Below are 24,872 nucleotides of genomic sequence, written 5' to 3'. Positions count from 1 at the left end.
GATTATTTTGTCCCTGGGAGCGCGGGATCAAAACTAGACAAACTTTCTTCACCACATACATATATTTCGCTTATTAAAACATCATAAATGGAGGCAGACGAATGGACTTAGAGTTTTTAACATCTGTACTACTGATTGTCGGTATCGATGTTGTACTAGGTGGCGATAACGCAATTGTCATCGCACTAGCTAGCCGAAATTTACCTGAAGCAAAACGAAATAAAGCCATTTTGATTGGTACTATGTTAGCAATTGTGCTACGAATTCTCCTCACGATACTAGCTGTCTATTTACTTGATATCCCATTTTTACAACTCACCGGCGGAATTTTACTTACATTAATTGCGGTCAATTTACTCACTGATAATAACAACGACCTTTCTTCTATCAAAGGAAAAACGACTTTATTCCAAGCTGTGCGTACAATTGTATTCGCGGATCTCGTTATGGGGTTTGACAATGTTATTGCCATTGCAGGAGCAGCTCACGGAAGACTTTCACTCGTAATTATCGGTTTATTCATTTCTATCCCGATTATCATTTGGGGAAGCAAACTTATTTTAATACTCATGGAACGCTTTCCATTTCTCATTTATTGCGGAGCAGCAGTTCTCGCCTATACAGCAGGAAAAATGATTACACATGAAGACAGACTTGCAACGTTTTTTCATCATAATCCTAGTTTTGCCACAAGTATCCCTTATTTGTTCATTTTCACCATTTTATGCATAGGCTTTATCGTTCAACAAGTGCGATTACGTAATGTTAAACAGTAAAAAAAAACCTTCTACTCTATAATAGGTAGAAGGTTTTCATATTATTATAATTAATTTACAAGACGCTGTGCTTCACGTAATTGGAACGTTCTTACTGTACGTGGTAAGAAACGACGGATTTCATCTTCGTTGTAACCTACTTGAAGGCGTTTTTCGTCAATCATAATTGGACGACGTAAAATACCTGGATAGTCACGAATCATCTTATATAAATCTTGAAGTGGTAAAGACTCTAAGTTCACATTCAATTCTTGGAAAACTTTTGAACGAGTAGAAATAATCTCATCCGTTCCGCTTTCTGTCATACGTAAAATCTCTTTAATCTCATCAATCGTTAATGGATCTGAGAAAATATTACGTTCTGTATAAGGAATATGATTTTCCTCTAGCCATAATTTCGCCTTTCTACAAGACGTACAGCTTGGAGAACTATATAATGTTACCATACAAAGCTCACTCTCCTTAAAGAGTACAAATTCTGTACTAATTACAGTTTAAATTTCTAACTTCCGCAATTTTTCGCGATAACTTGTCTTATAGCAAAGTAAAAAATCGCAATTCATGTAAGCAACAATAATTACTTTTAATAAGTAACTTCTATAATCATTATACAATAGTTTTTGCAAGAAATATACAGTGAATTTACTGCTAGTTGAGAAAATCCCTCCGTGTACTCCACTGCTATGCAACATGATTATACTCAGTAAAACTGTCCTTTAACAACGGTCCTCAACCCTTTTGATACTTACTTTCTACAATAATCTTCACTTGATATACAATTACAGTTTCATAATCTTCCCCATTAAAAAGAGAGCGTTTTCTTACCTTTTCCCGACAAAACAATTGGGAAATGTAAGACTCTAAAGGTTAGAAATAAAAAGGAACATTTGTTCTTACTTTAACAAATCTCTCCGCTCATGTCTATATGCTTTCTAAAGTAAATCGAATATTTTTCTGACATTTCTTTCTTTTTTACCATTTATCTCATACAATAAAAATACAGACAGACAAAGGGGGAATTTGCATATGATCGCTTTTTTTACTGATTTTATCATTGTTGCTACCCTCATCATCGGAATAACAGCATTGATTGGTGTCATTACAAATAGCATCGGTGAAAAACTCTTTGGTGGGAAAGAAAAAATGAAGTTTGTTAATAAAAGTTTAGATGTACAATCTGGCTGGAACCAAGTTGGCGGAAAAGGCATTTATAAAAAACGTACGTACTAAAAAAAGCAGGTAATCACCTGCTTTTTTTGTTATTTTCCTACTGATGCCCATTTGAAGCTTACTTCCCCGCCATACTTATGGTTGTACATATCTTTAATTGTTTCTCTTTGTAAATATGCTCTACCACGTTGATATACTGGAACAATCGCAGCGTCATCAAGTAACATTTTTTCTGCTTCAAGTAAGTTTTTCCAACGAGCATTTACGTCGCTTCCATCTTTCTTCGCTTTCATAATAATCTCATCGTACTTCGGATTAGAATACTTCATTTTATTTTGTGCCCCATCAGTTACGAACATATCAAGATATGTAACTGGATCTGGGAAGTCTGCACTCCATCCAGAGAATGACATTACAAAGTCGCCCGCATCTTCTAATTTTAGTTTTTGCGCGAATGGTTGTTGTTTAATTTTCACTGTTAAACCTGGTAAATTCTTTTCTAACTCACCTTTTAAATATTCACCAGTTTTCTTCGATAATTCAACGTCTTCATTTAATAGCTCTAATTCAATTTCGTTTTTACCAAGCTCTTTTTTACCAGCTTCCCAATACTTTTTCGCTTCTTTTACATTTGGTTTTACAATATCTCCATTTTCAACACGGAAATCTTTTTTATCCGGTCCTTTAATGAAATTGTCAGGAATTAATCCCGTCGCTGGCTTAGAACCGTTATTTAATAATGTATCAACGAATGGTTTACGGTCAAAACCAAGAGAAATTGCTTTACGAATATTTTTATTTGCTAAAGCTGGGTCTTTTTGATTTAAGCGAAGGAAGAATACAGATGTATCTTCTACCGTTTTGAAATCTGGTTTTCCTTTATATTTATCGATGAACTCTGCTAATAACGTCGCTCGATCGACTGCGTTTGTTTCATATAAATTAATTGGCGTAGACGTATCTTTTACAATATTAAAGTTCACTTCCTCAAGCTTCACTTCTTTATTGTCCCAATATGATGAGCTCTTTGTCATTTTGAAGCTACGTTCATGTTGCCAATCACTTAATGTAAATGGTCCGTTATAAAGTGTTGTATTTGCTTCTAAACCAAACTTCGTCCCTTGCTCTTTCACATACTTTTCATTAACAGGATAGAAGATCGGATAGACCATTAAATCAACAAGATATGGAATAGAATTATCTAATTCTACTTCTAGTGTATGATCATCAATCGCTTTTACACCTAATTGGTCTGGACTCATCTCTTTTTTATTAATTTTCTCAGCATTTTTTATATCGTACATAATGTACGCCGATTTCGCAGCTGTATCTGGATTAATTGCTCTTTGCCATGCATACACGAAATCTTTCGCCGTTACAGGTTCACCATTTGACCATTTTGCATCTTCACGTAATTTAAATGTATACTTTTTACCATCTTCTGACTTTTGGAATTCCTTCGCTACACCTGGAACTAATTTATCGTCTTTCCCAAGGCGGTATAGGCCTTCCATCGTATTGTTCATTACTTTTGAAGAAACTGCATCAGCTGATAACGCTGGGTCCATCGTTGGAATTTCTTGTGTTTCAATTAAGTTAATAACTTGCTTCGCACCGCTTTTCCCGCTATCCCCTTTTGCGTTCGCTTGCGGTTCATCTTTTTGGTAGCCACATGCCCCTAAAATCATGCTCATTGCTACTGTTGATGCTACAAAAACTGGTATCTTTTTTTTCATACTTCCACCCTCCAAAAAAAATGTTAGCCCTTTCATTTTCAAACAGAAAGAAATATATATATGTTCTAATAATTCATATTATACACATAAATATATTCTTTGTATATTTATATTTCTATTTTATTAAAATTTTCTGTTAACACAACGTGCCTTTGTAAACGTTTCACACTGCGTTTTTATTGAACTAAAGTGTTAAAAATGACCATTTTTATACTTTTCTAAATTATCAGAGAAAAATAAATTTTATATTCTATAATATCTTACGCATAATTATTCCTCCTTTTTTGTCATAAAATGAAGGTTTATTCATATTGAAAATATGTAGGCTAAAATAAGTGCAAAGGATATGAAAGTGTGTTACGATACACTTTGCTAAAAATAGATATCGGTAAAGAGGGGACGGACATGACAGCAATTCGCTCAAAAAACGGGCCAACAGAGAAATTAAGTTTATTCTTATTAACATGGCCTATTTTTCTAGAAGTTTTTCTTTTTATGCTGATGGGGATCGCTGATACTTTCATGTTAAGTGCATTATCAGACGATGCTGTATCTGGGGTTGGTGCAGCGAATCAATACCTTCATATCGCGATTTTAGTACTAGAAGTCATAGGGAATGGTGCAGCTATCGTTGTATCCCAATACCTCGGTTCTAAACGCTTTATGGAAGCATCAAAAATATCAGCATTAGCCGTCACATTAAATTTAGTGGTCGGACTCATTATAAGCGCTGGTTTTCTTTTATTTTCAAAACATATGATGATGGCAATGAATTTACAAGGCGATGTACTAACGTATGCACAAAGCTATCTATCCATCGTCGGAGGAGCTATTTTCCTTCAAGCTATTATTAACTCATTAGCCGCAATTATCCGCGTTCACGGCTTTACAAAGCAAGCAATGTTTGTTTCGCTTGGAATGAATATCATTCATATCGCCGGAAACTACGTACTTATTTTCGGGAAATTCGGTTTCCCTGAACTTGGTGTGCAAGGAGCCGCGATTTCTTCCGCTGTCAGCCGGTTAATCGCACTTATCGTTTTCTTCTGGTTACTGTACCGCGTTATGGAATACCGTGTGAAATTACAATATTACTTCACTTTATCAAAAGAATACGTTGGCAAAATTTTAAAGATCGGCATTCCATCTGCATTCGAACAAGTCATGTATCAAGCTTGTCAAATTGTCTTCTTATATTACGCAACATACTTAGGTACGGAATCGTTAGCTGCAAGACAATACGCTACTAACATTTCCATGTTCACTTATTTATTCGCCATTGCTATCGGTATGGGAACAGCTATTATCGTTGGACGCCTAGTTGGCGGAAATGAAAAGGATGAAGCTTACACACGCGTATGGAAAAGTGTACAATGGGCGATTGGTGTAACTTTATTTATGGTCATGCTCGTTGTTACATTCCGCACACAATTAATGGGACTATTTACGGATAATCCTCATATTATCGCTCTAGGGGCAAGCGTTCTTTTACTAAGTGTACTACTTGAAACAGGACGGACGATGAACATCGTCATCATTAATTCACTTCGTGCAGCTGGCGATGCAAAATATCCTGTTTTAATCGGCGCATTCTCCATGGTGTTAATGAGCTTACCACTCGGTTACTTTTTCGCCTTCCATTTAGACATGGGGCTCGTTGGTATTTGGCTAGCGATTGCTATCGACGAATGGACGCGAGCAATTATTATGTTCTTCCGTTGGAGAAGTAGATCGTGGGAAAATTATGCACTTGTTAAACCAAATGAGCAAGATGAGAGTGTTTCTGTTCAAGCGCAGTAAAATAAAAGTGTTTCTAAATGAAGAAAAAGGCGGCTGGATTTCAGTCGCCTTTTCTTCATTCTTGGAAACTCTTAATTTGCTGTCTTTAAACCGAAAAAGAACTTGGATAAAATCTCTTTATACTAAATTAAGTTTAATTAGTATAATAAAGTAGAGCCATCCTTCTTTAATAGAAGAATGGCTCTACTTTATTATTGATAGATTTCTTTATATTTCTTATACTCTGCTTCAGAACATAATACAAAATGTCCTGGGCGAATTTCACGCATTGTTGGTGCTTCCTCACCATATTGATGTTGAGATGGATCGTATACGATACGTTTACGATTGCGCTCATAATCTGGATCTGGAAGCGGAATTGCAGATAGTAGTGATTTTGTATATGGATGCATTGGATTCGCATATAACTCTTCACTTGTTGTCAACTCAACGATTTGACCACGGTACATTACACCAATGCGATCACTAATGTATTTTACCATTGATAAATCATGGGCGATGAATAAGTATGTTAAACCTTTTTCTCTTTGTAACTGTTTCAGTAAGTTTACAACTTGCGCCTGAATCGATACGTCAAGTGCTGAGATTGGTTCATCAGCAATGATAAATTCAGGTTCTACAGCTAGCGCACGAGCGATACCGATACGTTGACGTTGTCCGCCTGAGAATTCATGCGGGAAACGGTTTGCGTGCTCTTTATTTAAACCAACTGTATTTAATAATTCATGAACACGGTCCATACGCTCTTTTTTGCCTTTTGCTAGTCCGTGAATATCAATACCTTCTGCAATAATATCCCCTACTGTCATACGAGGATTTAATGATGCATATGGATCTTGGAAAATCATTTGCATTTTACGGTTGAACTTCTTCAGCTCGGCACGTGATTTTTTACCATGTACATTTTCACCATCGAACAACACTTCACCAGCAGTTGCATCATATAAACGAATAATCGTTCTTCCAGTTGTCGATTTACCACAACCTGATTCTCCTACAAGACCAAATGTTTCTCCGCGGTAAATATCAAATGAAATATCATTAACCGCTTTGACAACACCACCACTCACGTCGAAGTGCTGCTTTACATTTTTTACTTCAATTAATTTCTCACGTTGTTTAGTCATGTTGTTCACCTGCTTTCATTTGAAGAATGCGTTTTTCAACGACTGCCGGTGGTTTTACTTCTGGAGCTTGCTCGTGAAGTAACCAAGTTGCCGCATAGTGTGTATCACTTACTTTAAATAAAGGTGGGTCCATTTCAAAATCAATTTTCAACGCCTGCGGGTTACGTGGTGCAAAAGCATCACCCTTTGGCGGTTTTAATAAGTCTGGAGGCGTTCCTGGAATCGCATATAGCTCGTCCTCTGCACCATCTAAGCTTGGCATAGATGCGATTAAGCCCCATGTGTATGGATGTTTTGGATTGTAAAAAATTTCATCAACAGTTCCAATTTCAACAACTTTACCAGCGTACATAACCGCAACTCGGTCTGCAACGTTTGCCACTACACCTAAGTCATGCGTAATGAAAATGATTGCTGCTTCTGTTTTTTGCTGAATGTCCTTCATAAGTTCTAAAATTTGCGCCTGAATTGTAACGTCTAGCGCTGTTGTCGGCTCATCGGCAATTAATAATTTCGGGTTACAAGCTAACGCCATCGCAATAACTACACGCTGTCTCATACCACCTGAGAATTGGTGAGGATATTGTTTTAAGCGCGCTTCTGGATTCGGAATACCTACAAGGTCGATTAATTCTAACGCAACTTTACGTGCATCTGCTTTACTCATCCCTTGGTGTTTAATAAGGCCTTCCATAATTTGATTTCCAATTGTCATCGTTGGGTTTAATGATGTCATTGGATCTTGGAAAATCATCGCAATATCTTTACCGCGTACTTGTTGCATTTCTTTTTCTGTTAGTTTCGTTAAGTCACGACCTTCAAATACGATTTCACCGTTTTTAATACGCCCTGGAGGATTCGGAATTAATCCCATTAACGCTTTAGAAGTAACTGATTTACCAGAACCAGATTCTCCTACAATCGCTAATGTTTCTCCTTTTTTCAAATCAAAAGTAACACCGCGTACAGCTTGTACTTCACCTGCATGTGTATCAAAGGAGACTTGCAAATCTTTTACCTCTAGCAATGTTTTCATTTTTACTTCTCCCCTCTTTTACTTACGCATTTTTGGATCTAACGCGTCGCGTAATCCGTCTGCAATTAAGTTGAATGCTAAGATTAACATACTGATGACAACCGCTGGGATGAACATCATATGTGGATACGTTTGAATTGATTTATAACCATCATTTACAAGAGAACCAAGTGATGCGAATGGTGGCTGAATACCTAGTCCGATGAAGCTTAAGAATGCTTCACCAAATACCGCTGTTGGAATTGTAAACATTGTCATTACGATAATTGGTCCCATTACGTTCGGAATTAAGTGCTTCACAATTAACTGTGTATTCGTTGCCCCTAATGTACGAGATGCTAATACATATTCTTGGTTTTTTAATTTTAGGATCTGTCCACGAACGATACGCGACATCCCTATCCAACCTGTAATTGCCATCGCAAGTGTAATTGACCAAATACCTGATCCCATAATGATTACCATTAAAATAACGATGATTAAGTATGGAATACCGTTAATGATCTCCATAATACGTTGCATAATATTATCTACTCTGCCGCCATAGAAGGCTGAAATACCTCCATATGCAACCCCAATTACTAAGTCAATCGCTGCTGCTAAAAGAGCGATATATAATGATACTCGTGTACCTTCCCATGTTCTTGTCCATAAATCACGGCCAAGATCATCTGTACCAAACCAGAAGTACTCTTTAATATCACGTTTTTCATATTGGTCAACACCATATTGATCTGTACCGTCAAATGGTAGCCAATGAACATTTTCAATCACTGGAATTTTCGGTGGCATTTTCGCACGACCTAAATCCTGCTCTTTATAAGAATGCTTACTTACCATCGGTCCTAAAATTGCTAGTAGTACAATAAGCATTAATAATATGAAACCAAACATTGCACCTTTATGTTGGAACAAACGTCTTCTTACATCTTGCCAAAACGTTAAGCTTGGACGGGCAATGACTTCATTATCAACATTACTCTGATTGGCTGGTTGAAATAAATCTGGAGATAATTTTTGTACATCTTTCATCATTTTTTCCCTCCCGCTAAACGAATACGAGGATCAATAATTCCGTATAAAATATCGACAATGAAAATAACTAAGATGAAGATCGCACTATAGAAAATTGTAGTTCCCATAATAACTGTATAGTCATTCACTGTAATCGATTTAACGAATTGTTCCCCAAGTCCAGGTACAGCGTAAATTTGCTCAATAACTAGTGTCCCTGTAATTAATCCTGCAACCATTGGTCCTAAAATTGTTACAACTGGAATTAATGCGTTACGCAGTGCGTGCTTGATAATGATAACGCCTTGGCTAATTCCTTTCGCTTTCGCTGTTAAAATGTAGTCTGCTTGCATAACCTCAATTAACTCTGCACGAGCGAAACGTGCGATTGTTGCGATAACTGCCATCGATAAGGCAATTGTAGGCATTACTGTAAACTCCGGTCCTTTCCAGAATGCTACTGGGAACCAACCAAGTTTTACCCCTACGAAATATTGTAGTAATGCGGCGAATACGAATGAGGGTACCGACATCCCGAGTACGGAAATAATTGTCGCCCCATAATCGACCCACGTATTGTTACGAAGCGCCGCAACGATTCCTAAAATTAAACCGATAAATGTTCCTAATATAATCGCTTGTAAACCAAGTTGTGCTGATGGTCCAATACGATCCACAATCATATCTGTTACTGGGCGGTTATCATATTGGAATGATACCCCTAAATCACCTTTTGCTAAGTTACCTAAGTAACGTGCATATTGAACTGGTACCGGATCATTTAAACCATATTTTTCAAGAATGATTTCTTTTTGTGCCGGTGATAGCTTCTCCTGGTTTTTAAGCGGAGAACCCGGTAGTAATTTCATCAAAAAGAAAGTCAGTGTAGTAATTAAAAATAATGTCAAAGCCATGTACACGAAACGTTTTAATACATAACGTCCCATAGTCAAGCACCTCCCCGTTTTTCTCAAAAGCAATAAGATAGTTTAAAATATTCTTACTTTTATTTTTTTAAAATAAGAGCATATGCCCATCATAGGCATATACCCTTGTAAACGATGGAAAAAAGATTATTTTTGTTCAACAGATGCCCATTTGTAAGTTAATTTACCACCATAGTTAATTGGGATAATATCTTTTACGGCACCTTTTACCACATATGCTGAACCTTTTTGGAAGATCGGAGCAATAACTGCATCCTCTTTAATTAATATTTTCTCTACTTCTAAAAGGTTGTTCCAGCGAGCTTGTAAATCTTTTGTATCTGTTTTTGCTTTTAGAATTAGCTCATCATATTTCGGATTAGAATATCCTGTTTTATTTTGTGAACCATTCGTAACAAACATATCTAAATATGAGACTGGATCTGGGAAGTCTGGACCCCAAATACCAAACGCCATATCATATTCTTGAGAGTCTTCTAACTTATTTTTTTGTGCGAATGGCTGCTGTTTAATTTTAATCGTTAAACCAGGTAAGTTCTTTTCCATCTCACCTTTTAAGAATTCGCCAATTTTTTTCGCATCTTCATTATCGAAGCTTAAGAATTCTAGTTCAATTTTATCAGTGCCAAGCTCTTTCTTTGCTGTTTCCCAAAGTTTTTTCGCTTCTTTTGAATCCGTTTCAACTAGATTTCCATTTTCAGCACGGAAGTCTTTTTTATTCGGACCTTCAGCGAAATCTTTTCCAACAAATCCGTAAGCACCGATTGCGCCGTTGTTTAAAATAACTTTTGCAATGTTATCACGGTCAAAGGACATTGAAATTGCTTTTCTTAAGTTTTTATTACTCAAATACTTATTATTTTGATTAAATCTTAAGTAGGCAACTCCAGCTTCTTTTCGTGTTTGGAACTCTGGAGTTTGTCTAAATTTATCAACAAATTCCGATGTTAGAGCCGCACGATCAATCGAATTTGTCTCATATAAATTTACATCAGTCGATGTATTTTTCACAATATTGAAATTTATTTCTTCGATTTTAACCGTCTTGTTATCCCAATATGATGGGTTCTTCTTAAATTGGAAGCTTTGTTCATGTTTCCAATCACTCATAACGAATGGCCCGTTATATAATGTTGTATTTGCCTCTAAACCAAACTTATCACCTTGTGATTTCACAAAGTTCTCATTTAGTGGGTAGAACACCGGATAAACCGTTAAATCAATAAAGTAAGGAACGGGATTGTCTAATTCCACTTCTAATGTATAATCATCAATCGCCTTTACACCTAATTGGTCAGCAGGTAATTCTTTTTTATGAATTTTTTCTGCATTTTTAATATCGAACATAATGTATGAATACGTCGCTTTTGTATCTGGATTTACTGCTCTTTTCCATGAATACACAAAGTCTTTCGCTGTTACAGGTTCCCCATTCGACCATTTCGCATCTTTTCTTAACTTAAATATGTATTTCTTCCCATCATCTAGCTTTTGGACATCTTCAGCAATCCCAGGCATTCTCTTTTGATCTTTGCCAGTACGATATAAACCTTCCATCGTATTATTTAATGCTGTTGAAGATGCAGAATCTGATGCTAACGATGCATCCATTGATGGAATTTCAGATAACTCTGTCAAATTAAGAATCTGTTTTCCGTTACTACTACTAGTAGTGTTTTCTTTTCCTTTTGCTTTAGCGTCCTCTTTCTGGTAGCTACACGCGCCAAGCAACATACTTGCAGTTAAAGTTGATGCAAGTAATAACGGTATCTTTTTCTTCATGTTGTGTTGCCTCCCCTAATTGCACTTACTGTACCCTCACTTGTAGAAAAGTAGAATTGAAAGAATAATCTCCAAGTTTCTACAATTTTCATTATACATATAATATGACGATTGTGAATATAGTTTTTTGTTTTTTTGTTAAAATTTTTAATAAAATGTTTATATTTTTAATTTTTCGTAAAGGGATACGTTAACATTGCTACCATCATCTTGAAATTAGAACCTCAATTGCGTATAATTTTCAAAAAATTATTTATATTACTTATTATAACTTTTATAGTATAATAATTCTAGTAATATTTTGACGGAGGGGAATATTTTGAATAAAGTTTTTTTTCATACTTGTATACTATTTTTGGTTGCGATAATCGCTTCTAGTGTGGGCGCATTCCTCGTTTCATCACATTTTTTGTTGAATTTTGTCAACATCTCATTCTATATTGCATTGGTTTTTATTCTTATAGGTGGTTTTTTATTCATATTTCAAAACGGATTTTTTAACGTAACAATTTACGCATTCCAAAGAGTATTTGGTACGAATAAAAAAATTGACTCTTTAATTGAAGAAGCAGAGGAACCTATCGATAAGAAAGAACGTATTTATAAAACATATTCATTCAAATGGACGTATCCGATTTGTATTACCGGTATCGTACTTGGGTTGTTCTCGATCCTCATTAGCTTTACTATTTTGATGTAGTTTGCAAACACTATCCCATATGATATAATAATCAGCAAAACATTTTGTTATAAAACTTTAGTTCTTTCATATTAAAAGAGCTTAGGTAACAATAAATAAATTTATATGTATGCGATGATAAAGAAGAGTACATATTGAGGCAATTTCAGAGAGCTTGTGGCTGGTGTGAACAAGTAATTGTACAGTATGGAATGGGCTTTTGAGCACCAAACCGAACCGAAAGTAGTAGGCTTTGGCGTTATATCCAGACGTTATTATGGATCTTGAGAGATTTCACAGCTGTGAAATAATTAGGGTGGTACCGCGGTCCATTCGTCCCTATGTAATTTGGGATGAATGGGCTTTTTTGTATGCCTTCTCTTCCCCATCGCACATTCAATTTTAGGAGGAATTACTTATGTCAGTTATCTTTTCTGGTATTCAGCCAAGCGGAACGATTACACTTGGAAACTATTTAGGAGCTATGAAGCAATTTACAGAGCTTCAAAATGAACACGACTGTTATTTCTGTATTGTAAACCAACATGCGATTACAGTACCTCAAGATCCCGTACAACTTCGTAAAAACATTCGCAGTCTTGCTGCACTTTATGTAGCATGTGGCATCGATCCTGAAAAAGCTACTTTATTTGTACAATCAGAAGTACCAGCACACGCTCAACTAGGATGGATTATGCAATCAGTTGCTTACGTTGGAGAATTAGAGCGTATGACGCAATATAAAGATAAATCTTCTGGTAGAGATTCAGTTCCAGCTGGATTACTAACGTATCCACCATTAATGGCTGCTGATATTTTACTTTACAACACTGAAATCGTACCTGTTGGTGATGATCAAAAACAACATATGGAATTAACACGCGACCTAGCAGAGCGTTTCAACAAACGCTTCCGTGAAGTGTTCACTGTTCCTGAAATTCGTATTCCAAAAGTAGGAGCTCGCGTTATGTCATTAACAGAACCTACGAAAAAAATGAGTAAATCTGATCCGAATCCAAAAGCAATGATCAGTATGCTTGATGAACCAAAAACAATTGAAAAGAAAATTAAAAGTGCTGTAACTGATTCTGAAGGTATCGTGAAATTTGATAAAGAAAACAAACCTGGAATCTCTAACTTATTAACAATCTACTCTTCATTCTCTGGAAAAACAGTTGAAGAAATAGAAGCAATGTACGAAGGAAAAGGATACGGAGACTTCAAAGGCGACCTAGCACACGTAGTCGTAGAAGCAATTCGTCCAATCCAAGACAAATATAACGAACTAATCAACTCACCAGAACTAGACGAAATTCTAGACAAAGGTGCCGAAAAAGCGAACCACGTTGCATTCAAACAACTACGCAAAGTAGAAAACGCAATGGGATTAAGTAGAAAACGTAGGTAACTTATAAAGCGGAGGCAGCTCGCTCAGAATGTGAGGGGGATGGAGCTCCTGACGTAGAGGCGCTTTTTGCCTCGCAGGAAGGCGCGAAGCCACCGAACATTCTTGCCACTGGAGCTGGATTACTACAAAAGCGGAGGCGACTGCTTAGCCCTGACGGATAAGGTTCTTCCCCACAGAAGGTGCTTTTTACCTTCTCGTGGGGAAGGTTCTTAGACGCAAAGGGCTAGGAGCCGGAGCTGGATTTCATAAAAGGCGGAAGCGGCTCGTTCAGAATGTGAGGGGGATGGAGCTCCTGACGTAGAGGCGGGTTTTGCCTCGCAGGAAGGCGCGAAGCCACCGAACATTCTTGTCACCTCCATAAAAAAAACCGCCAATTGGCGGTTTTTTAATTTACCTTCTGCTCATTTTCCATTTCCCATAACTTTTCAAAAAACGGCTGTCCTTTTACAAGGCGCTCACATAATTGCTCGTGCTTCTCAGACCATCCAGTTTTCGCTTCATCATAAAGTTTAGCCCAAACATCTTCAAACTCCATATGTTGGACCATTCCGTACGCTGATGGATCCCATTCTGTGAACCAATAGCGAATTTCAGCTGGATTTTTCGTTGTATGTAATTGATCTAATGCCATAAATAATAATTGTTTTAACTGTCTTTCTTTACGAGTTAGGCCGTTCATAATGAAAGGCGACGGTGATAAAATATGATGTTCTTTTTCAATCTCTTCCACTTGGAACTCATACTTTTCTGCTTGCACATTCTCTACCATCTCATATACCATCTGTTCTTGACGCGGTATAAGCCTACTTTTTCTAATTGGCACATTATAGCCGATTGAATCAATCGCAATAATTCCTTTTCCATCTGTAACTACAAAACAATATTCTTGTTGCAAACGTTCGTGATTTTTACGAATATAAGCCTTATGATATACGTCTTCCAATAATTTTTGCGGAAGCTCTAATAATTCGTTCTCGATGTAATGATATAATGTGGCATCTACTTTTAATAATGGCACTTGATCTAATAGCTCAATCGTATCATCTTTCCGCCATTCGTAAAAATGACAAACGTTATACCCATTCTCTTCACCTTCAAACCAATTTACCCATACATCATGTAGATATAACATTCACTACCCCTCACTTCACTACTGTTTGTACCAATCATTATGTTCAGTTTCGCTTAACTTTATTCCACTTGAGGAAATATATTCTAATTATTATTTTTTCTTCTATAATATAAAAAAAACAGGAGATAGCTCCCCTGTTTTTCATGAAACATGAAATGTATTTGCTTTATTCAATATTTCTTTCGCATCTATAGATAATAAAGAAAGTGTATTTTCTCCTTCAAATGCTACACAATCTTTCACAATATGAAATCCAAGTGCATAGCCAAGCATTTTCGGATACGAGTGCAGTCCATTTAATAAAACATCATGCTCCCTCGTACCTCTCTTTACGCCTATTCGTTCTTGTATTGAATTCCTCCAATAATAAATAGCATCTTCTTTTGAAATGTAAGTAGTCCACGGTGCACATCTTTTTTCTGTATACCTTTCATACACAGCTTGCTCAGCTAACCCTTCCATAATCATCGTATCAAGTAATGTATACTCTGTTTCTTTCGTCTCAATTTGATGTAACCTACATATATGATGGTATTCATGCGTTAATAAAGCTTTTAGTTCCTCTACTGAATTACGTCCACATACGAATAAGAACATAACGTGACGCATAGATAAGCCAGCCTTCCCGTTATATTCCTCTTGTACAGTTCGATTGTATGAATCTGATAATAAAATAAAGATAGGGACATCTGGACCTTTTAGCCAACCTTTCAATTTTTCATACTCCATGCTAAGTTCTTTCCAAATTTCTTTCTTCTCTAACTCTTTAATTTCCTGCTCCCCCCGCATTACTGGGCGATACATACCTTTAGAGATTAAAAAGCGATACAGTCTCTCTTTTGGCAATGGAATATACTTTGTAAATTTCTCACAAAGCTTCTCTGGACGTCCATAATACAGATGTAACCATTCTGCCGTTTCAACAACCCCCAACCTTCATCCCTCCTTTTCTTATGTATATGCAAAAAAGAAAGGAACGTAAAGGTGATTAAAAATAAATAAGGTGTCTTTTCGTAATACTTTACGAAAAGACACCTTATTGTACATATTATTTATATGCTTTAAATACTAATACTGCGTTATGACCACCGAATCCTAATGAATTACTTAATACAGCTCGCACTTCTTGATGCCTCGCTGTATTTGGTACGTAATCTAAATCACATTCTGGATCTGGTGTTTCATAGTTAATCGTCGGAGGAATTACTCCGTCTGTAATTGATTTAATAGAGAAGATCGCTTCAACAGCACCAGCTGCTCCTAATAAATGACCTGTCATTGATTTCGTTGAGCTAATCGCTACTTTATATGCATGCTCACCGAAAGTTTCTTTAATTGCCATCGTTTCATACTTTTCATTTGCATCTGTACTTGTACCATGTGCATTAATGTAATCAATATCTTTTGGCTCTAGACCTGCATCAGCTAAAGCTTGACGCATCGCACGAACTCCGCCTTCACCGCCAGGAGCAGGCATTGTAATATGGAACGCATCACCAGTTGCACCATAACCAGCAATTTCCGCATAAATGTGAGCACCACGTGCTAATGCGTGCTCTAATTCTTCAAGAATAAGAATTCCTGATCCTTCACCCATTACGAAACCGCTACGATTTTTATCGAATGGGCGGCAAGCCGTTGCTGGATCTTCATTGAATGTTAATGCTTTCGCTGAGCTAAACCCAGCGAATGCCATACTTGTTAATGGCGCTTCTGCTCCGCCTGTTATCATCGCATCAGCATCACCGCGCTGGATTACTTTAAACGCATCACCAATTGAGTTTGCTCCAGATGCACAAGCTGTTACAGAGCAAGTATTAATTCCTTTCGCTCCTGTAGCGATTGACACTTGACCTGCTGCCATATCTGGAATCATCATTGGTACGAAGAATGGGCTCACGCGGCGCGGACCTTTTTCAGTAAAAATCTTAAATTGTTCTTCGTATGTTTCCATACCACCAATACCAGAACCAACCCATACACCAATGCGTGGTGCATTTTCTTCTGTAATTTCAAGCTTCGCATCCGCAACTGCCATTTTCGCTGCTGCTACTGCATATTGCGTAAAGCGGTCCATACGGCGCGCTTCTTTTTTATCTATATATTTTTCGACTTCAAAGTCGTTAATTTCTGCTGCTACTTTTGCAGGAATTTGTTCTGAATCTATTCTTGTAAGTCGTCCGATTCCGGATACACCGTTTTTAATGTTTTCCCAAGCTGTTTCAACATCTGTTCCGATCGGTGTAACAGCTCCTAGCCCTGTAATTACGACCCTCTTTTTTTCCATACAAAATACACTCCTTTTTTTCTCTCAGTCCTTATTTACCCCAACGAAGAGCTACTGCTCCCCATGTTAACCCGCCGCCAAAACCGACTAGTATAATTAAATCACCATCTTGAATACGTCCATTTTGCAATTCCTCTACCATTGCAATTGGAATTGAAGAAGCCGATGTATTACCGAACTTTTCAATTGTCATACTCATTTTTTCTTTCGGTAAATTTAATCTTTCTCTTGCAGATTCCATAATACGAATATTCGCTTGATGTGGTACTAAGAAGTCCACATCCTCTTTCGTAAGTCCCGCTTTTTCTAACACGCGAAGACAGGAATCACCAAGTTGGCGAACAGCAAATTTAAAGACTTCTCTGCCGTTCATCATAACATACTCGTCTTGATAAAGATGCTTACCGCCACTTCCGTCCGCTCCTAATTCAAAAGAAAGTACACCTTTCCCTTCCGAAACAGCTCCCATTACGATAGCACCTGCTCCGTCCCCAAATAGTACTGCTGTATTTCGATCGTTCCAGTCTACAATTTTAGATAGTTTGTCACTACCAACTACTAATACATTTTTATAAGTTCCCGTTTGAATAAATTGCTGCGCTGTAATCATTCCGTACATAAAGCCAGCACACGCTGCACTTAAATCCATTGCGGCTGCGTGTTTTGCGCCAATTGCTTCTTGGATTACACAAGCTACTGCTGGGAATGCGCGATCTGGCGTTACTGTTGCCACTAAAATAAGATCGATATCCTCTCCGCTAATCCCGGCATCTTCAAGTGCTTTTTTAGAAGCCTCTACCGCCATATATGAAGTATCTATTGTATCATCGGCAATGCGCCTTTCTGCAATTCCCGTTCTCGTACGAATCCATTCATCAGATGTATCTACGATTTTCTCTAAATCGTGATTTGTGACTACTTTTTCTGGCACATATCTTCCGATCCCTAAAATGCCCACGTTCACATCGCAGCCCTCCGTTTTATATCAATTATTATGACTTGGTACTAATTTTAAAACATAAATGTACTTTTGTCTAGAATATATTTCAGCTAAAAAAATAAGACAGCGTATTACTAACTTTATTTTTCATTAAAAGAAACAGAAAAATCCCTATCCTTTCAAAAGATAAACTTCCCAATACTTTTGACCTTACTCCGCTCGAAACAAAAAAAGCCCTTTCCGCTTCTATCCACAGCTCGAGCCTCTCTCCCATCAAAAAGAAGGGTTTGGTTTTATTCTTTATCTGCTTTCCCTTCAAAACTAAGACCTTCTCCTCATAACCTTCCCCTTTAGCCTCATCATCCCTCAGGTTTCACTCCACTCGAAACAAAAAAAGGCCCCAACCGCTTCTATCCACGGCTCGAGCCTCTCTTCCATCAAAAAAGAAGGGTTTGGTTTTATTCTTTATCTGCTTTCCCAAGCTCATATGCTTCGCCCATTACTTTCATCAATAGCTCTAACACCGGCTGTGCTTTCTCCATATCAAGTGCAATTCCATTAGAATCTAAAATTGCCTTTGCTTCTGGTAAATGCTTCATTGCGATTTGTAAAAATTGCATACTTTTTTCGTTCATGTAATCTCTTCCTCTCCATTAAAGCTTTTCAATCAATTATCCATACAATAGTTTAACACGTGCGCTACCCTTCGTATAACTCTTTATATTTTTTCATATGTGCTAATTGTTTATTTAAACCGAATTCTACTGGTGTATTTTTTTGAATAGAAATAACCTCTACAGCTTCATCTCTTACTTCCACATTTTTTTTATTTACTTTATCATCTGCATGCAGCAAGGTCATACCTTTTTCCCATAACGCTTCTTTTCCGCTAAGTAAGTTATATATACCGAGGTGTTTTACATTCATTCCATTTTCCCATAAATATTCACATACATCTTCAACGTAAAGTAAATCGCTTCCTTTTTCTCCATTTATACAACGGCACTCTTTTTCATCAAGTTCTGATAAAATAAGCTGATGATACATCATAAACGACGGTTGCCACGGCCCATATAATGTAGGAACTCGATATGCACTATATTGTAATTCGCCTTTTTTCAACCCTTCTTCCACTTTCGAAAATAGATGTTTGTTTTCGGATTCTTCAGTGCTTCCTATTTCAATAGAAGAAATTAGATTTAACTTTACTTTATTTTTTTCACACATCCTTACGATTCGTTTTAAATATTGTAATATGACCCTTTCATTCCGAAATCCACTTTGCTGATTCGGCTCATACAAGCAAAAATAAACCGTATCGAAACTCTCTTCCTCAACCGATCGCCATCCGTCTTCATCCCTTATAGAATAGTACGTAAATAACGCATTCCGCCCAATCAACAATAATTTCTCTTCATTAATTTTTGTCATACTATCAAATTCATCAAAATCAAGACCATATACTTCTACTTCTTCTGCAATCATTTTATTCACAAGGTGATAACCTACAAACGTAAGTGCACCTATAATCAGCACGCGTTTCATACCACCAACCCTTTCCCCTTGAAACAAATAGCTCCTCATTTATGTATATGGGAGCTTCACAATTCTTCTTCATATTTTTTAAAGAAATCAGTTGTTTGTCTAACCATTTTATATTTCACATCTTGCAGATGGAATAAAACAGAAGTATCGCATTGATTGAATTGCCTCATTTTCTCGTATTTACGTAACAATTGTTTTCTTCCTCTTTTTTCCTGTGTTGATACGAAAATCTTAACAGGTACACAAGACGGAAGAAGCGCAAATGATTTCTTATTTATTTTTGATTCTAATTCTTCTTCTTTGGAATCATACGCCAAACTTAATTCCTTCACTAATCTTTTGTAAAAAAACTTATGCTCTTTCTCAAACTCCACATATTCTGGTAAATCTAAACACGGATTTAACATAACGACAGAACGTATACATTCCGGGTATTTGTTCATCATCTCCAGTGCTACAAGCGCTCCCATACCATCTGCCATAATGTGCATTTTCGCATTCAATGTCTCTTTTCTTAGAACGACATCATACAAACGTTTTGCAAGACGAACAGCTCGATCGTTCCCCCAATGCCTTCCGTATAAGTTAGATGAAAAGACCGTATAGCCTTTTTCAATAAGACCCTGTAAAAAATAAGCTCTCCCTGCATGTTGTGTCCATAAACTTGTACCATTCTCAATAAAATAGTTATAATCCCCTAGGAGCATAACAGAAAATCCATTTGGCTTTTCTGGTAAATAAATTACACATGGTTCTTTTTCTAAATAAAAAAAACGTTCCGTAATACTCATTTTTCCCCCGCCTTATTTTCTAAACGTATAAAAGTACTCTTTTATAATGTATGAACAGAATGCAAATTTGCGTTGAAAAATCTACAAATATTTTTCTATATTCTTTTTTCAATTGTGTTACAATAAGGACAGATTGAACGAATAGAGGTGTAAAATATGCGTTTCATTTGGGCATTAATTTGGTCGTTCGCACTTGTACATATGATGAGCTATGTAATCGGCTCTATGACTGGCGGTACATACGATTTTAACCAAGCGTCTATTTTCTCAGTTGTTCTTGCGGTATTAGTATTAGCGATTGCAGCTGCGATTCCAAACGAGCCAGTAGAACAACACTAAAAAGAGTCCGGATTTTATCCGAACTCTTTTTTTACTTTACATGAACGACTAATTCGTTATTTTCTACATCAACAACTACGTGACTATTATCCGTAATCGCTCCTGCAATTAATTCTCTCGCTAATTTCGTCTCAACTTGACGCTGTACGTATCGTTTTAAAGGACGAGCTCCGTACAGCGGATCGAATCCAGCTTCTACAACAAATTCTTTTGCAGATTCCGTCAATTCTAATGATATGTGGCGATCTGCTAAACGCCCTTGTAATTCTTGTACAATCTTATCAACAATACCTTTAATTTCATTCCTTGTCAGAGGTTTGAATAAAATAATTTCATCGACACGGTTTAAGAATTCTGGTCGGAAATGTCCTCTTAATTGTCCCATTACAAGTTCTCTTGACTCTTCTTTAATAGAACCATCTTCTTCTAGCCCTTCTAATAAGTGAGCAGATCCAATATTTGAAGTCATAATAATAACCGTATTTTTAAAGTCTACTGTACGTCCTTGTGAATCTGTAATGCGGCCATCGTCTAACATTTGTAATAAAATGTTGAATACTTCTGGATGTGCTTTTTCGATTTCATCTAACAAAATAACAGAATATGGTTTACGTCTTACTGCTTCTGTTAATTGTCCACCTTCTTCATATCCAACATATCCAGGAGGCGCTCCAATTAAGCGTGACACTGCGTGTTTCTCCATATACTCAGACATATCGATACGAATCATTTGCTCTTCACTGTCAAATAATGTTTGCGCTAACGTTTTTGCAAGCTCAGTTTTACCAACACCTGTAGGGCCTAAGAAAATAAATGAACCAATTGGACGATTCGGATCTTTAATACCAGCGCGAGCACGAAGTACTGCGTCTGATACAAGGCTTACCGCTTCCTCTTGACCGATAACACGCTCTGATAAAATTTGTTCAAGACGTAATAATTTCTCACGTTCACCTTCAACGAGTTTTGCGACAGGAATACCAGTCCACCTTGAAACAATGTCTGCAATTTCTTCTTCACTTACTTCCTCGCGTAATAAACGATTCTCTTGTTTATTATGTGCACCCATCTCTTCCGCTTCTTTTAACTCTTTTTCGATAGCTGGAATTTTCCCGTGGCGAAGCTCAGCTGCTTTATTTAAATCATAATTTCCTTCTGCTTCTTCTAACTCACGGCGCAAGCGCTCTAAATGTTCACGTAAGTCACGCACTTTATGAATGTCTTCTTTTTCTTTCTCCCATTTCGCTCTCATACTACTTGCAACTTCTTTTAAATCCGATAATTCACGTTGCAATGTTTTTAGGCGCTCTTGACTACCTAAGTCCTTTTCTTTCCCAAGAGCAGCTTCTTCAATTTCCAGCTGCATAATGCGGCGCGTTACTTCATCTAGTTCTGTTGGCATAGAATCAATTTCTGTTCGAATTGTTGCACAGGCTTCATCAACAAGATCAATTGCTTTATCGGGCAAGAAACGATCCGAAATATATCGATCTGATAAAACAGATGCCGCTACAATCGCGCGGTCATGAATATTTACACCGTGATAAATTTCAAAACGCTCTTTTAAACCACGTAAAATGGAAATTGTATCCTCAACAGTTGGCTCTTCTGCTAACACTTGTTGGAAACGTCTTTCTAACGCTGGATCTTTCTCAATATATTTACGGTATTCATCTAATGTCGTTGCCCCGATACAATGCAGTTCACCACGCGCTAGCATTGGTTTTAACATATTTCCCGCATCCATCGCTCCTTCTGTTTTACCAGCGCCGACGATTGTATGAAGTTCATCAATGAATAATAAAATGCGACCTTCACTCTTTTTAATTTCATTTAATACAGCTTGCAGACGTTCTTCAAACTCACCGCGGAATTTTGCTCCGGCCACAAGTGCACTCATATCTAAAGCGAAAATTGTTCTATCTTTTAATCCTTCTGGGACATCTTTTTTCACAATACGCTGCGCTAATCCTTCAACGATTGCTGTTTTACCAACACCTGGCTCTCCGATTAAAACGGGGTTATTTTTCGTTTTGCGTGAAAGAATGCGGATCACGCGGCGAATTTCACTATCTCTGCCAATTACAGGATCAATTTTCCCCGCTCTTACTTCAGCCACTAAATCACGGCCATATTTTTCTAACGCTTCATAAGTTGCTTCTGGATTTTGACTAGTCACTCTTTGATTCCCCCGAACTGTCATTAAAGACTGTAATAAGTTATCTTTCGTAATATAAAATTTTGCGAATAATTGATTTATATCGCCTTTTTCTTCAGAAAAAGCAAGTAATACATGTTCGATTGAAATGTAGTCATCTTGCAATTTCTCCGCTTCTTTTCCTGCTCTTACAAGCAGTTGTTGCAAGGCACCTGTTACATATAATTTCCCTGCCTCTGCCCCGCTTCCAGTTACAGAAGGCTTTTTCTTAATTAAACTTTCTACACCTTGCTTTAACGCTTCTATATCGACATTCATTTTTTGAAAAATACGTACCGTTAATCCGTCTTGTTGCTCTAATAACGTAAGCAATAGATGAACAGTATCTACTTCTTGATGATGATGAGATACCGCTAAAGATTGAGCACTCATAATCGCTTCCTGTGTTTTCGTTGTCATTTGATTTAAGTCCATCTTTACAGCCCTCCAAACGTTTGACTTTCTTTGACCTTTGATTTGATTATACGCCAACTGACTTTTTTATACAATAATTTTGCTTATGTAGTTCAAACTTATTATTGGAAAAAGAAAAAAGTAACATTCATTTTCCTAATCAAAAAAGCCGCAATAACGATTGCGGCTTCTGTTACGGTTTTCTTTTATATGTCCACTGACGGTTATGATTTGCGTTCTCTGGAAACTTTTCACCGGCAGTTAATTGTACCACTTGCGGATTTTTCACCATACTTCCCGTTTCACCAATTTCTACGTAAATGCCATCATTTGGCGCTTTTTGCCCTGAACGAAACCTGCGATTTTGTCCCATTTCCATTCTCCTTCCATGACGTCTTGCCTCATTAGTATATCCATTTTAAAAGAAAGCTTTTCTGTCATGTTTAGGAAACAAGTACTACCGTTTACCCATGTACATATATATAATTACACAAGCTTAAGCAGGAATTATTGGCATATTTGTTGAAAAAAAAGAAACCAACCTACTTTAGGCCAGTTTCAAAGGAGAGTCAAACATATACGAGAAGATTACATGTTCATTATAAGTCGCATTGTTCAAACAATGTAACCCTTTTCACAAATTGTACATAATGAAAGAAACATTGTTTGAACTTTCTAAAAATATGTTGACTTTTCCTAATTTCCAATGAGAAATAGTAGACACCACAGCGCTTCGCGACGTAAGATGGATATATAGTGAAACTTTCATTTACAGTAGTTTCACCCAGTCTAACCTCTTATTTCTGCATATTAAAAACGGAAATACAGATAGAAACAAAAAAATTATTATAAGAGGTGAAATTATGAATAAACAACATTTAATCGCATTAGACTTAGACGGAACTTTATTAACAGACAACAAAATAATTTCTCCAAGAACGAAAAACACAATTGCAAAAGCAAAAGAACAAGGACATATTGTCGTTATTTCAACAGGACGTCCATTCCGCGCTAGTTACGATTATTATAAAGAACTTAGCCTTAACACACCAATCGTAAACTTTAATGGAGCTTACGTTCATCACCCTCTTGATTCAAGTTGGGGAACACATCACTCTCCTCTTGAACTTTCAACAGCGCAAGAAATCGTCCGAGCTTGCTTTGATTTCGGCGTGAAAAATGTCTATGCTGAAGTCATCGATGATGTGTATGTCCGTGAAATTGATGAAGATAAAAAACATATTTTTGAATTCGGTTCTCCAAAGATTTTCACAGGAGATTTATTAAATACTTTAAATGACCATCCAACTTGCTTATTAATCGATGCACATGACGAGCATTCTGCTGCAATTCGCCAACATTTAACAGATATGCATGCTGAAGTCATCGACCATAGAAAATGGGGTGCGCCTTGGCCAATTATTGAAATTGTAAAAAGCGGATTAAATAAAGCTGTCGGATTACAAAAAATTTCAGGCCATTATAATATTCCGAAAGAGCGAATTATCGCTTTTGGTGATGAGGATAACGACTTTGAAATGATCGAATTTGCTGGTCATGGAATCGCAATGGGTAATGCGATTCCTGAATTAAAATCACTCGCAAATCATACGACATTAACGAATGAAGAAGATGGTATCGCTCTATATTTAGAAGAGGTTCTTGGATTGTAATCTAAAAATTCCCTGCTTATAGTTTCTCGCCAAACGCTCATACTATTATTAGACGCAAGAGAAAGCGCGTCAATTGTTT

Annotated in this window: 23 protein-coding genes and 1 other annotated feature; of the genes, 7 read left to right on the top strand and 16 right to left on the bottom strand. The window is 36.9% G+C overall.

Annotated elements, in window-relative coordinates:
* Window positions 1-101: 101 nt before the first annotated feature.
* A complete protein-coding gene (locus tag QCI77_RS06085; protein WP_002030376.1) occupies window positions 102-776 on the top strand; it encodes a TerC family protein in 675 nt (224 codons plus the stop codon).
* Window positions 777-826: 50 nt separating this feature from the next.
* Here QCI77_RS06085 and spx read toward each other — a convergent pair whose 3' ends face one another.
* Window positions 827-1,222 (bottom strand): transcriptional regulator Spx, encoded by a 396-nt coding sequence (spx, locus tag QCI77_RS06080; RefSeq protein ID WP_002011348.1) that lies wholly within the window; start codon window positions 1,220-1,222, stop codon window positions 827-829.
* Window positions 1,223-1,802: 580 nt separating this feature from the next.
* On the opposite strand from spx, the gene QCI77_RS06075 reads away from it, so the two are divergent.
* Window positions 1,803-2,006: a hypothetical protein gene (locus QCI77_RS06075; RefSeq protein WP_000559981.1), complete on the top strand. Its 204-nt coding sequence runs from the start codon at window positions 1,803-1,805 to the stop codon at window positions 2,004-2,006.
* A gap of 29 nt (window positions 2,007-2,035) precedes the next feature.
* Here QCI77_RS06075 and QCI77_RS06070 read toward each other — a convergent pair whose 3' ends face one another.
* Entirely contained in the window at window positions 2,036-3,682 is a 1,647-nt protein-coding gene (locus tag QCI77_RS06070; protein WP_002140829.1) for a peptide ABC transporter substrate-binding protein, read from the bottom strand.
* A gap of 354 nt (window positions 3,683-4,036) precedes the next feature.
* On the opposite strand from QCI77_RS06070, the gene QCI77_RS06065 reads away from it, so the two are divergent.
* On the top strand, window positions 4,037-5,482 hold the full coding sequence (locus QCI77_RS06065) for an MATE family efflux transporter (RefSeq protein WP_002166144.1): 1,446 nt from the start codon (window positions 4,037-4,039) through the stop codon (window positions 5,480-5,482).
* A gap of 191 nt (window positions 5,483-5,673) precedes the next feature.
* Here the strand turns inward: QCI77_RS06065 and QCI77_RS06060 are convergent, their stop codons facing one another.
* The 5 genes from QCI77_RS06060 to QCI77_RS06040 form a co-directional block, all read right to left on the bottom strand.
* Window positions 5,674-6,609: an ABC transporter ATP-binding protein gene (locus QCI77_RS06060; protein WP_002086978.1), complete on the bottom strand. Its 936-nt coding sequence runs from the start codon at window positions 6,607-6,609 to the stop codon at window positions 5,674-5,676.
* Window positions 6,602-7,645, bottom strand: a complete 1,044-nt coding sequence (locus QCI77_RS06055; RefSeq protein WP_002011337.1) for an ABC transporter ATP-binding protein — start codon at window positions 7,643-7,645, stop codon at window positions 6,602-6,604. Before QCI77_RS06055 ends, QCI77_RS06060 begins: the two co-directional genes overlap by 8 nt.
* An 18-nt stretch (window positions 7,646-7,663) precedes the next feature.
* Window positions 7,664-8,680 carry an oligopeptide ABC transporter permease gene (gene opp3C, locus QCI77_RS06050; protein ID WP_012260546.1) on the bottom strand — a complete coding sequence of 339 codons (1,017 nt, stop codon included), beginning with the start codon at window positions 8,678-8,680 and terminating at the stop codon, window positions 7,664-7,666.
* Complete coding sequence (gene opp3b / locus QCI77_RS06045) at window positions 8,677-9,606, bottom strand: oligopeptide ABC transporter permease (protein ID WP_000534165.1); 930 nt, start codon at window positions 9,604-9,606, stop codon at window positions 8,677-8,679. The genes opp3C and opp3b overlap by 4 nt, the downstream gene beginning before the upstream one ends.
* Window positions 9,607-9,732: 126 nt before the next feature.
* Window positions 9,733-11,388 carry a peptide ABC transporter substrate-binding protein gene (locus QCI77_RS06040; RefSeq protein WP_002064243.1) on the bottom strand — a complete coding sequence of 552 codons (1,656 nt, stop codon included), beginning with the start codon at window positions 11,386-11,388 and terminating at the stop codon, window positions 9,733-9,735.
* Window positions 11,389-11,707: 319 nt separating this feature from the next.
* On the opposite strand from QCI77_RS06040, the gene QCI77_RS06035 reads away from it, so the two are divergent.
* Together QCI77_RS06035 and trpS are read left to right on the top strand one after the other, a co-directional pair.
* Window positions 11,708-12,088: a DUF3899 domain-containing protein gene (locus QCI77_RS06035; RefSeq protein ID WP_033708890.1), complete on the top strand. Its 381-nt coding sequence runs from the start codon at window positions 11,708-11,710 to the stop codon at window positions 12,086-12,088.
* A 105-nt stretch (window positions 12,089-12,193) separates the two neighbouring features.
* Window positions 12,194-12,411, top strand: a binding site (T-box leader).
* A 74-nt stretch (window positions 12,412-12,485) separates the two neighbouring features.
* Window positions 12,486-13,475 carry a tryptophan--tRNA ligase gene (gene trpS / locus QCI77_RS06030; protein ID WP_098635454.1) on the top strand — a complete coding sequence of 330 codons (990 nt, stop codon included), beginning with the start codon at window positions 12,486-12,488 and terminating at the stop codon, window positions 13,473-13,475.
* A 385-nt stretch (window positions 13,476-13,860) separates the two neighbouring features.
* Here trpS and QCI77_RS06025 read toward each other — a convergent pair whose 3' ends face one another.
* From QCI77_RS06025 to QCI77_RS05995, 7 genes are all read right to left on the bottom strand, one after another.
* Window positions 13,861-14,607, bottom strand: coding sequence for a YjbA family protein (locus QCI77_RS06025; RefSeq protein ID WP_002030367.1), 747 nt, complete (start codon window positions 14,605-14,607; stop codon window positions 13,861-13,863).
* Between the two features lie 141 nt (window positions 14,608-14,748).
* Window positions 14,749-15,540 carry a DUF2268 domain-containing putative Zn-dependent protease gene (locus QCI77_RS06020; protein WP_353824655.1) on the bottom strand — a complete coding sequence of 264 codons (792 nt, stop codon included), beginning with the start codon at window positions 15,538-15,540 and terminating at the stop codon, window positions 14,749-14,751.
* Window positions 15,541-15,655: 115 nt separating this feature from the next.
* Window positions 15,656-16,894: a beta-ketoacyl-ACP synthase II gene (fabF, locus tag QCI77_RS06015; protein WP_002030364.1), complete on the bottom strand. Its 1,239-nt coding sequence runs from the start codon at window positions 16,892-16,894 to the stop codon at window positions 15,656-15,658.
* A gap of 31 nt (window positions 16,895-16,925) precedes the next feature.
* Window positions 16,926-17,858, bottom strand: coding sequence for a beta-ketoacyl-ACP synthase III (gene fabH, locus QCI77_RS06010; RefSeq protein ID WP_001100550.1), 933 nt, complete (start codon window positions 17,856-17,858; stop codon window positions 16,926-16,928).
* Between the two features lie 434 nt (window positions 17,859-18,292).
* Complete coding sequence (locus QCI77_RS06005) at window positions 18,293-18,469, bottom strand: ComZ family protein (RefSeq protein WP_002011319.1); 177 nt, start codon at window positions 18,467-18,469, stop codon at window positions 18,293-18,295.
* 64 nt (window positions 18,470-18,533) lie between these two features.
* A complete protein-coding gene (locus QCI77_RS06000; protein WP_002188748.1) occupies window positions 18,534-19,406 on the bottom strand; it encodes an NAD-dependent epimerase/dehydratase family protein in 873 nt (290 codons plus the stop codon).
* Window positions 19,407-19,435: 29 nt separating this feature from the next.
* Entirely contained in the window at window positions 19,436-20,170 is a 735-nt protein-coding gene (locus tag QCI77_RS05995; protein ID WP_000028694.1) for a lipase family protein, read from the bottom strand.
* 156 nt (window positions 20,171-20,326) lie between these two features.
* Between QCI77_RS05995 and QCI77_RS05990 the strand changes: the two genes are divergently transcribed.
* A complete protein-coding gene (locus QCI77_RS05990) occupies window positions 20,327-20,509 on the top strand; it encodes a YjzD family protein (protein WP_001211111.1) in 183 nt (60 codons plus the stop codon).
* A 31-nt stretch (window positions 20,510-20,540) separates the two neighbouring features.
* Here the strand turns inward: QCI77_RS05990 and clpB are convergent, their stop codons facing one another.
* Window positions 20,541-23,141: an ATP-dependent chaperone ClpB gene (gene clpB / locus QCI77_RS05985; protein WP_113769124.1), complete on the bottom strand. Its 2,601-nt coding sequence runs from the start codon at window positions 23,139-23,141 to the stop codon at window positions 20,541-20,543.
* 172 nt (window positions 23,142-23,313) lie between these two features.
* Entirely contained in the window at window positions 23,314-23,493 is a 180-nt protein-coding gene (locus tag QCI77_RS05980) for a YjzC family protein (RefSeq protein ID WP_353824653.1), read from the bottom strand.
* 490 nt (window positions 23,494-23,983) lie between these two features.
* Between QCI77_RS05980 and QCI77_RS05975 the strand changes: the two genes are divergently transcribed.
* Window positions 23,984-24,793, top strand: coding sequence for a Cof-type HAD-IIB family hydrolase (locus QCI77_RS05975; RefSeq protein WP_002201383.1), 810 nt, complete (start codon window positions 23,984-23,986; stop codon window positions 24,791-24,793).
* Window positions 24,794-24,872 lie beyond the last annotated feature (79 nt).

The organism is Bacillus cereus group sp. MG9 (assembly GCF_040459995.1).
GTDB classification, from domain to species: Bacteria; Bacillota; Bacilli; order Bacillales; family Bacillaceae_G; genus Bacillus_A; species Bacillus_A mycoides.
This window is presented reverse-complemented; position numbering and strand designations above follow the sequence as displayed.

Excerpts from the sequence above, each read along its gene's own strand:
- QCI77_RS06085 (WP_002030376.1), top strand. The coding sequence starts at position 102 with ATGGACTTAGAGTTTTTAACATCTGTACTACTGATTGTCGGTATCGAT.
- spx (WP_002011348.1), bottom strand. The coding sequence starts at position 1,222 with ATGGTAACATTATATAGTTCTCCAAGCTGTACGTCTTGTAGAAAGGCG.
- QCI77_RS06075 (WP_000559981.1), top strand. The coding sequence starts at position 1,803 with ATGATCGCTTTTTTTACTGATTTTATCATTGTTGCTACCCTCATCATC.
- QCI77_RS06070 (WP_002140829.1), bottom strand. The coding sequence starts at position 3,682 with ATGAAAAAAAAGATACCAGTTTTTGTAGCATCAACAGTAGCAATGAGC.
- QCI77_RS06060 (WP_002086978.1), bottom strand. The coding sequence starts at position 6,609 with ATGACTAAACAACGTGAGAAATTAATTGAAGTAAAAAATGTAAAGCAG.
- QCI77_RS06055 (WP_002011337.1), bottom strand. The coding sequence starts at position 7,645 with ATGAAAACATTGCTAGAGGTAAAAGATTTGCAAGTCTCCTTTGATACA.
- opp3C (WP_012260546.1), bottom strand. The coding sequence starts at position 8,680 with ATGATGAAAGATGTACAAAAATTATCTCCAGATTTATTTCAACCAGCC.
- opp3b (WP_000534165.1), bottom strand. The coding sequence starts at position 9,606 with ATGGGACGTTATGTATTAAAACGTTTCGTGTACATGGCTTTGACATTA.
- QCI77_RS06040 (WP_002064243.1), bottom strand. The coding sequence starts at position 11,388 with ATGAAGAAAAAGATACCGTTATTACTTGCATCAACTTTAACTGCAAGT.
- trpS (WP_098635454.1), top strand. The coding sequence starts at position 12,486 with ATGTCAGTTATCTTTTCTGGTATTCAGCCAAGCGGAACGATTACACTT.
- QCI77_RS06025 (WP_002030367.1), bottom strand. The coding sequence starts at position 14,607 with ATGTTATATCTACATGATGTATGGGTAAATTGGTTTGAAGGTGAAGAG.
- fabF (WP_002030364.1), bottom strand. The coding sequence starts at position 16,894 with ATGGAAAAAAAGAGGGTCGTAATTACAGGGCTAGGAGCTGTTACACCG.
- QCI77_RS06005 (WP_002011319.1), bottom strand. The coding sequence starts at position 18,469 with ATGAACGAAAAAAGTATGCAATTTTTACAAATCGCAATGAAGCATTTA.
- QCI77_RS05995 (WP_000028694.1), bottom strand. The coding sequence starts at position 20,170 with ATGAGTATTACGGAACGTTTTTTTTATTTAGAAAAAGAACCATGTGTA.
- QCI77_RS05990 (WP_001211111.1), top strand. The coding sequence starts at position 20,327 with ATGCGTTTCATTTGGGCATTAATTTGGTCGTTCGCACTTGTACATATG.
- clpB (WP_113769124.1), bottom strand. The coding sequence starts at position 23,141 with ATGGACTTAAATCAAATGACAACGAAAACACAGGAAGCGATTATGAGT.
- QCI77_RS05980 (WP_353824653.1), bottom strand. The coding sequence starts at position 23,493 with ATGGGACAAAATCGCAGGTTTCGTTCAGGGCAAAAAGCGCCAAATGAT.
- QCI77_RS05975 (WP_002201383.1), top strand. The coding sequence starts at position 23,984 with ATGAATAAACAACATTTAATCGCATTAGACTTAGACGGAACTTTATTA.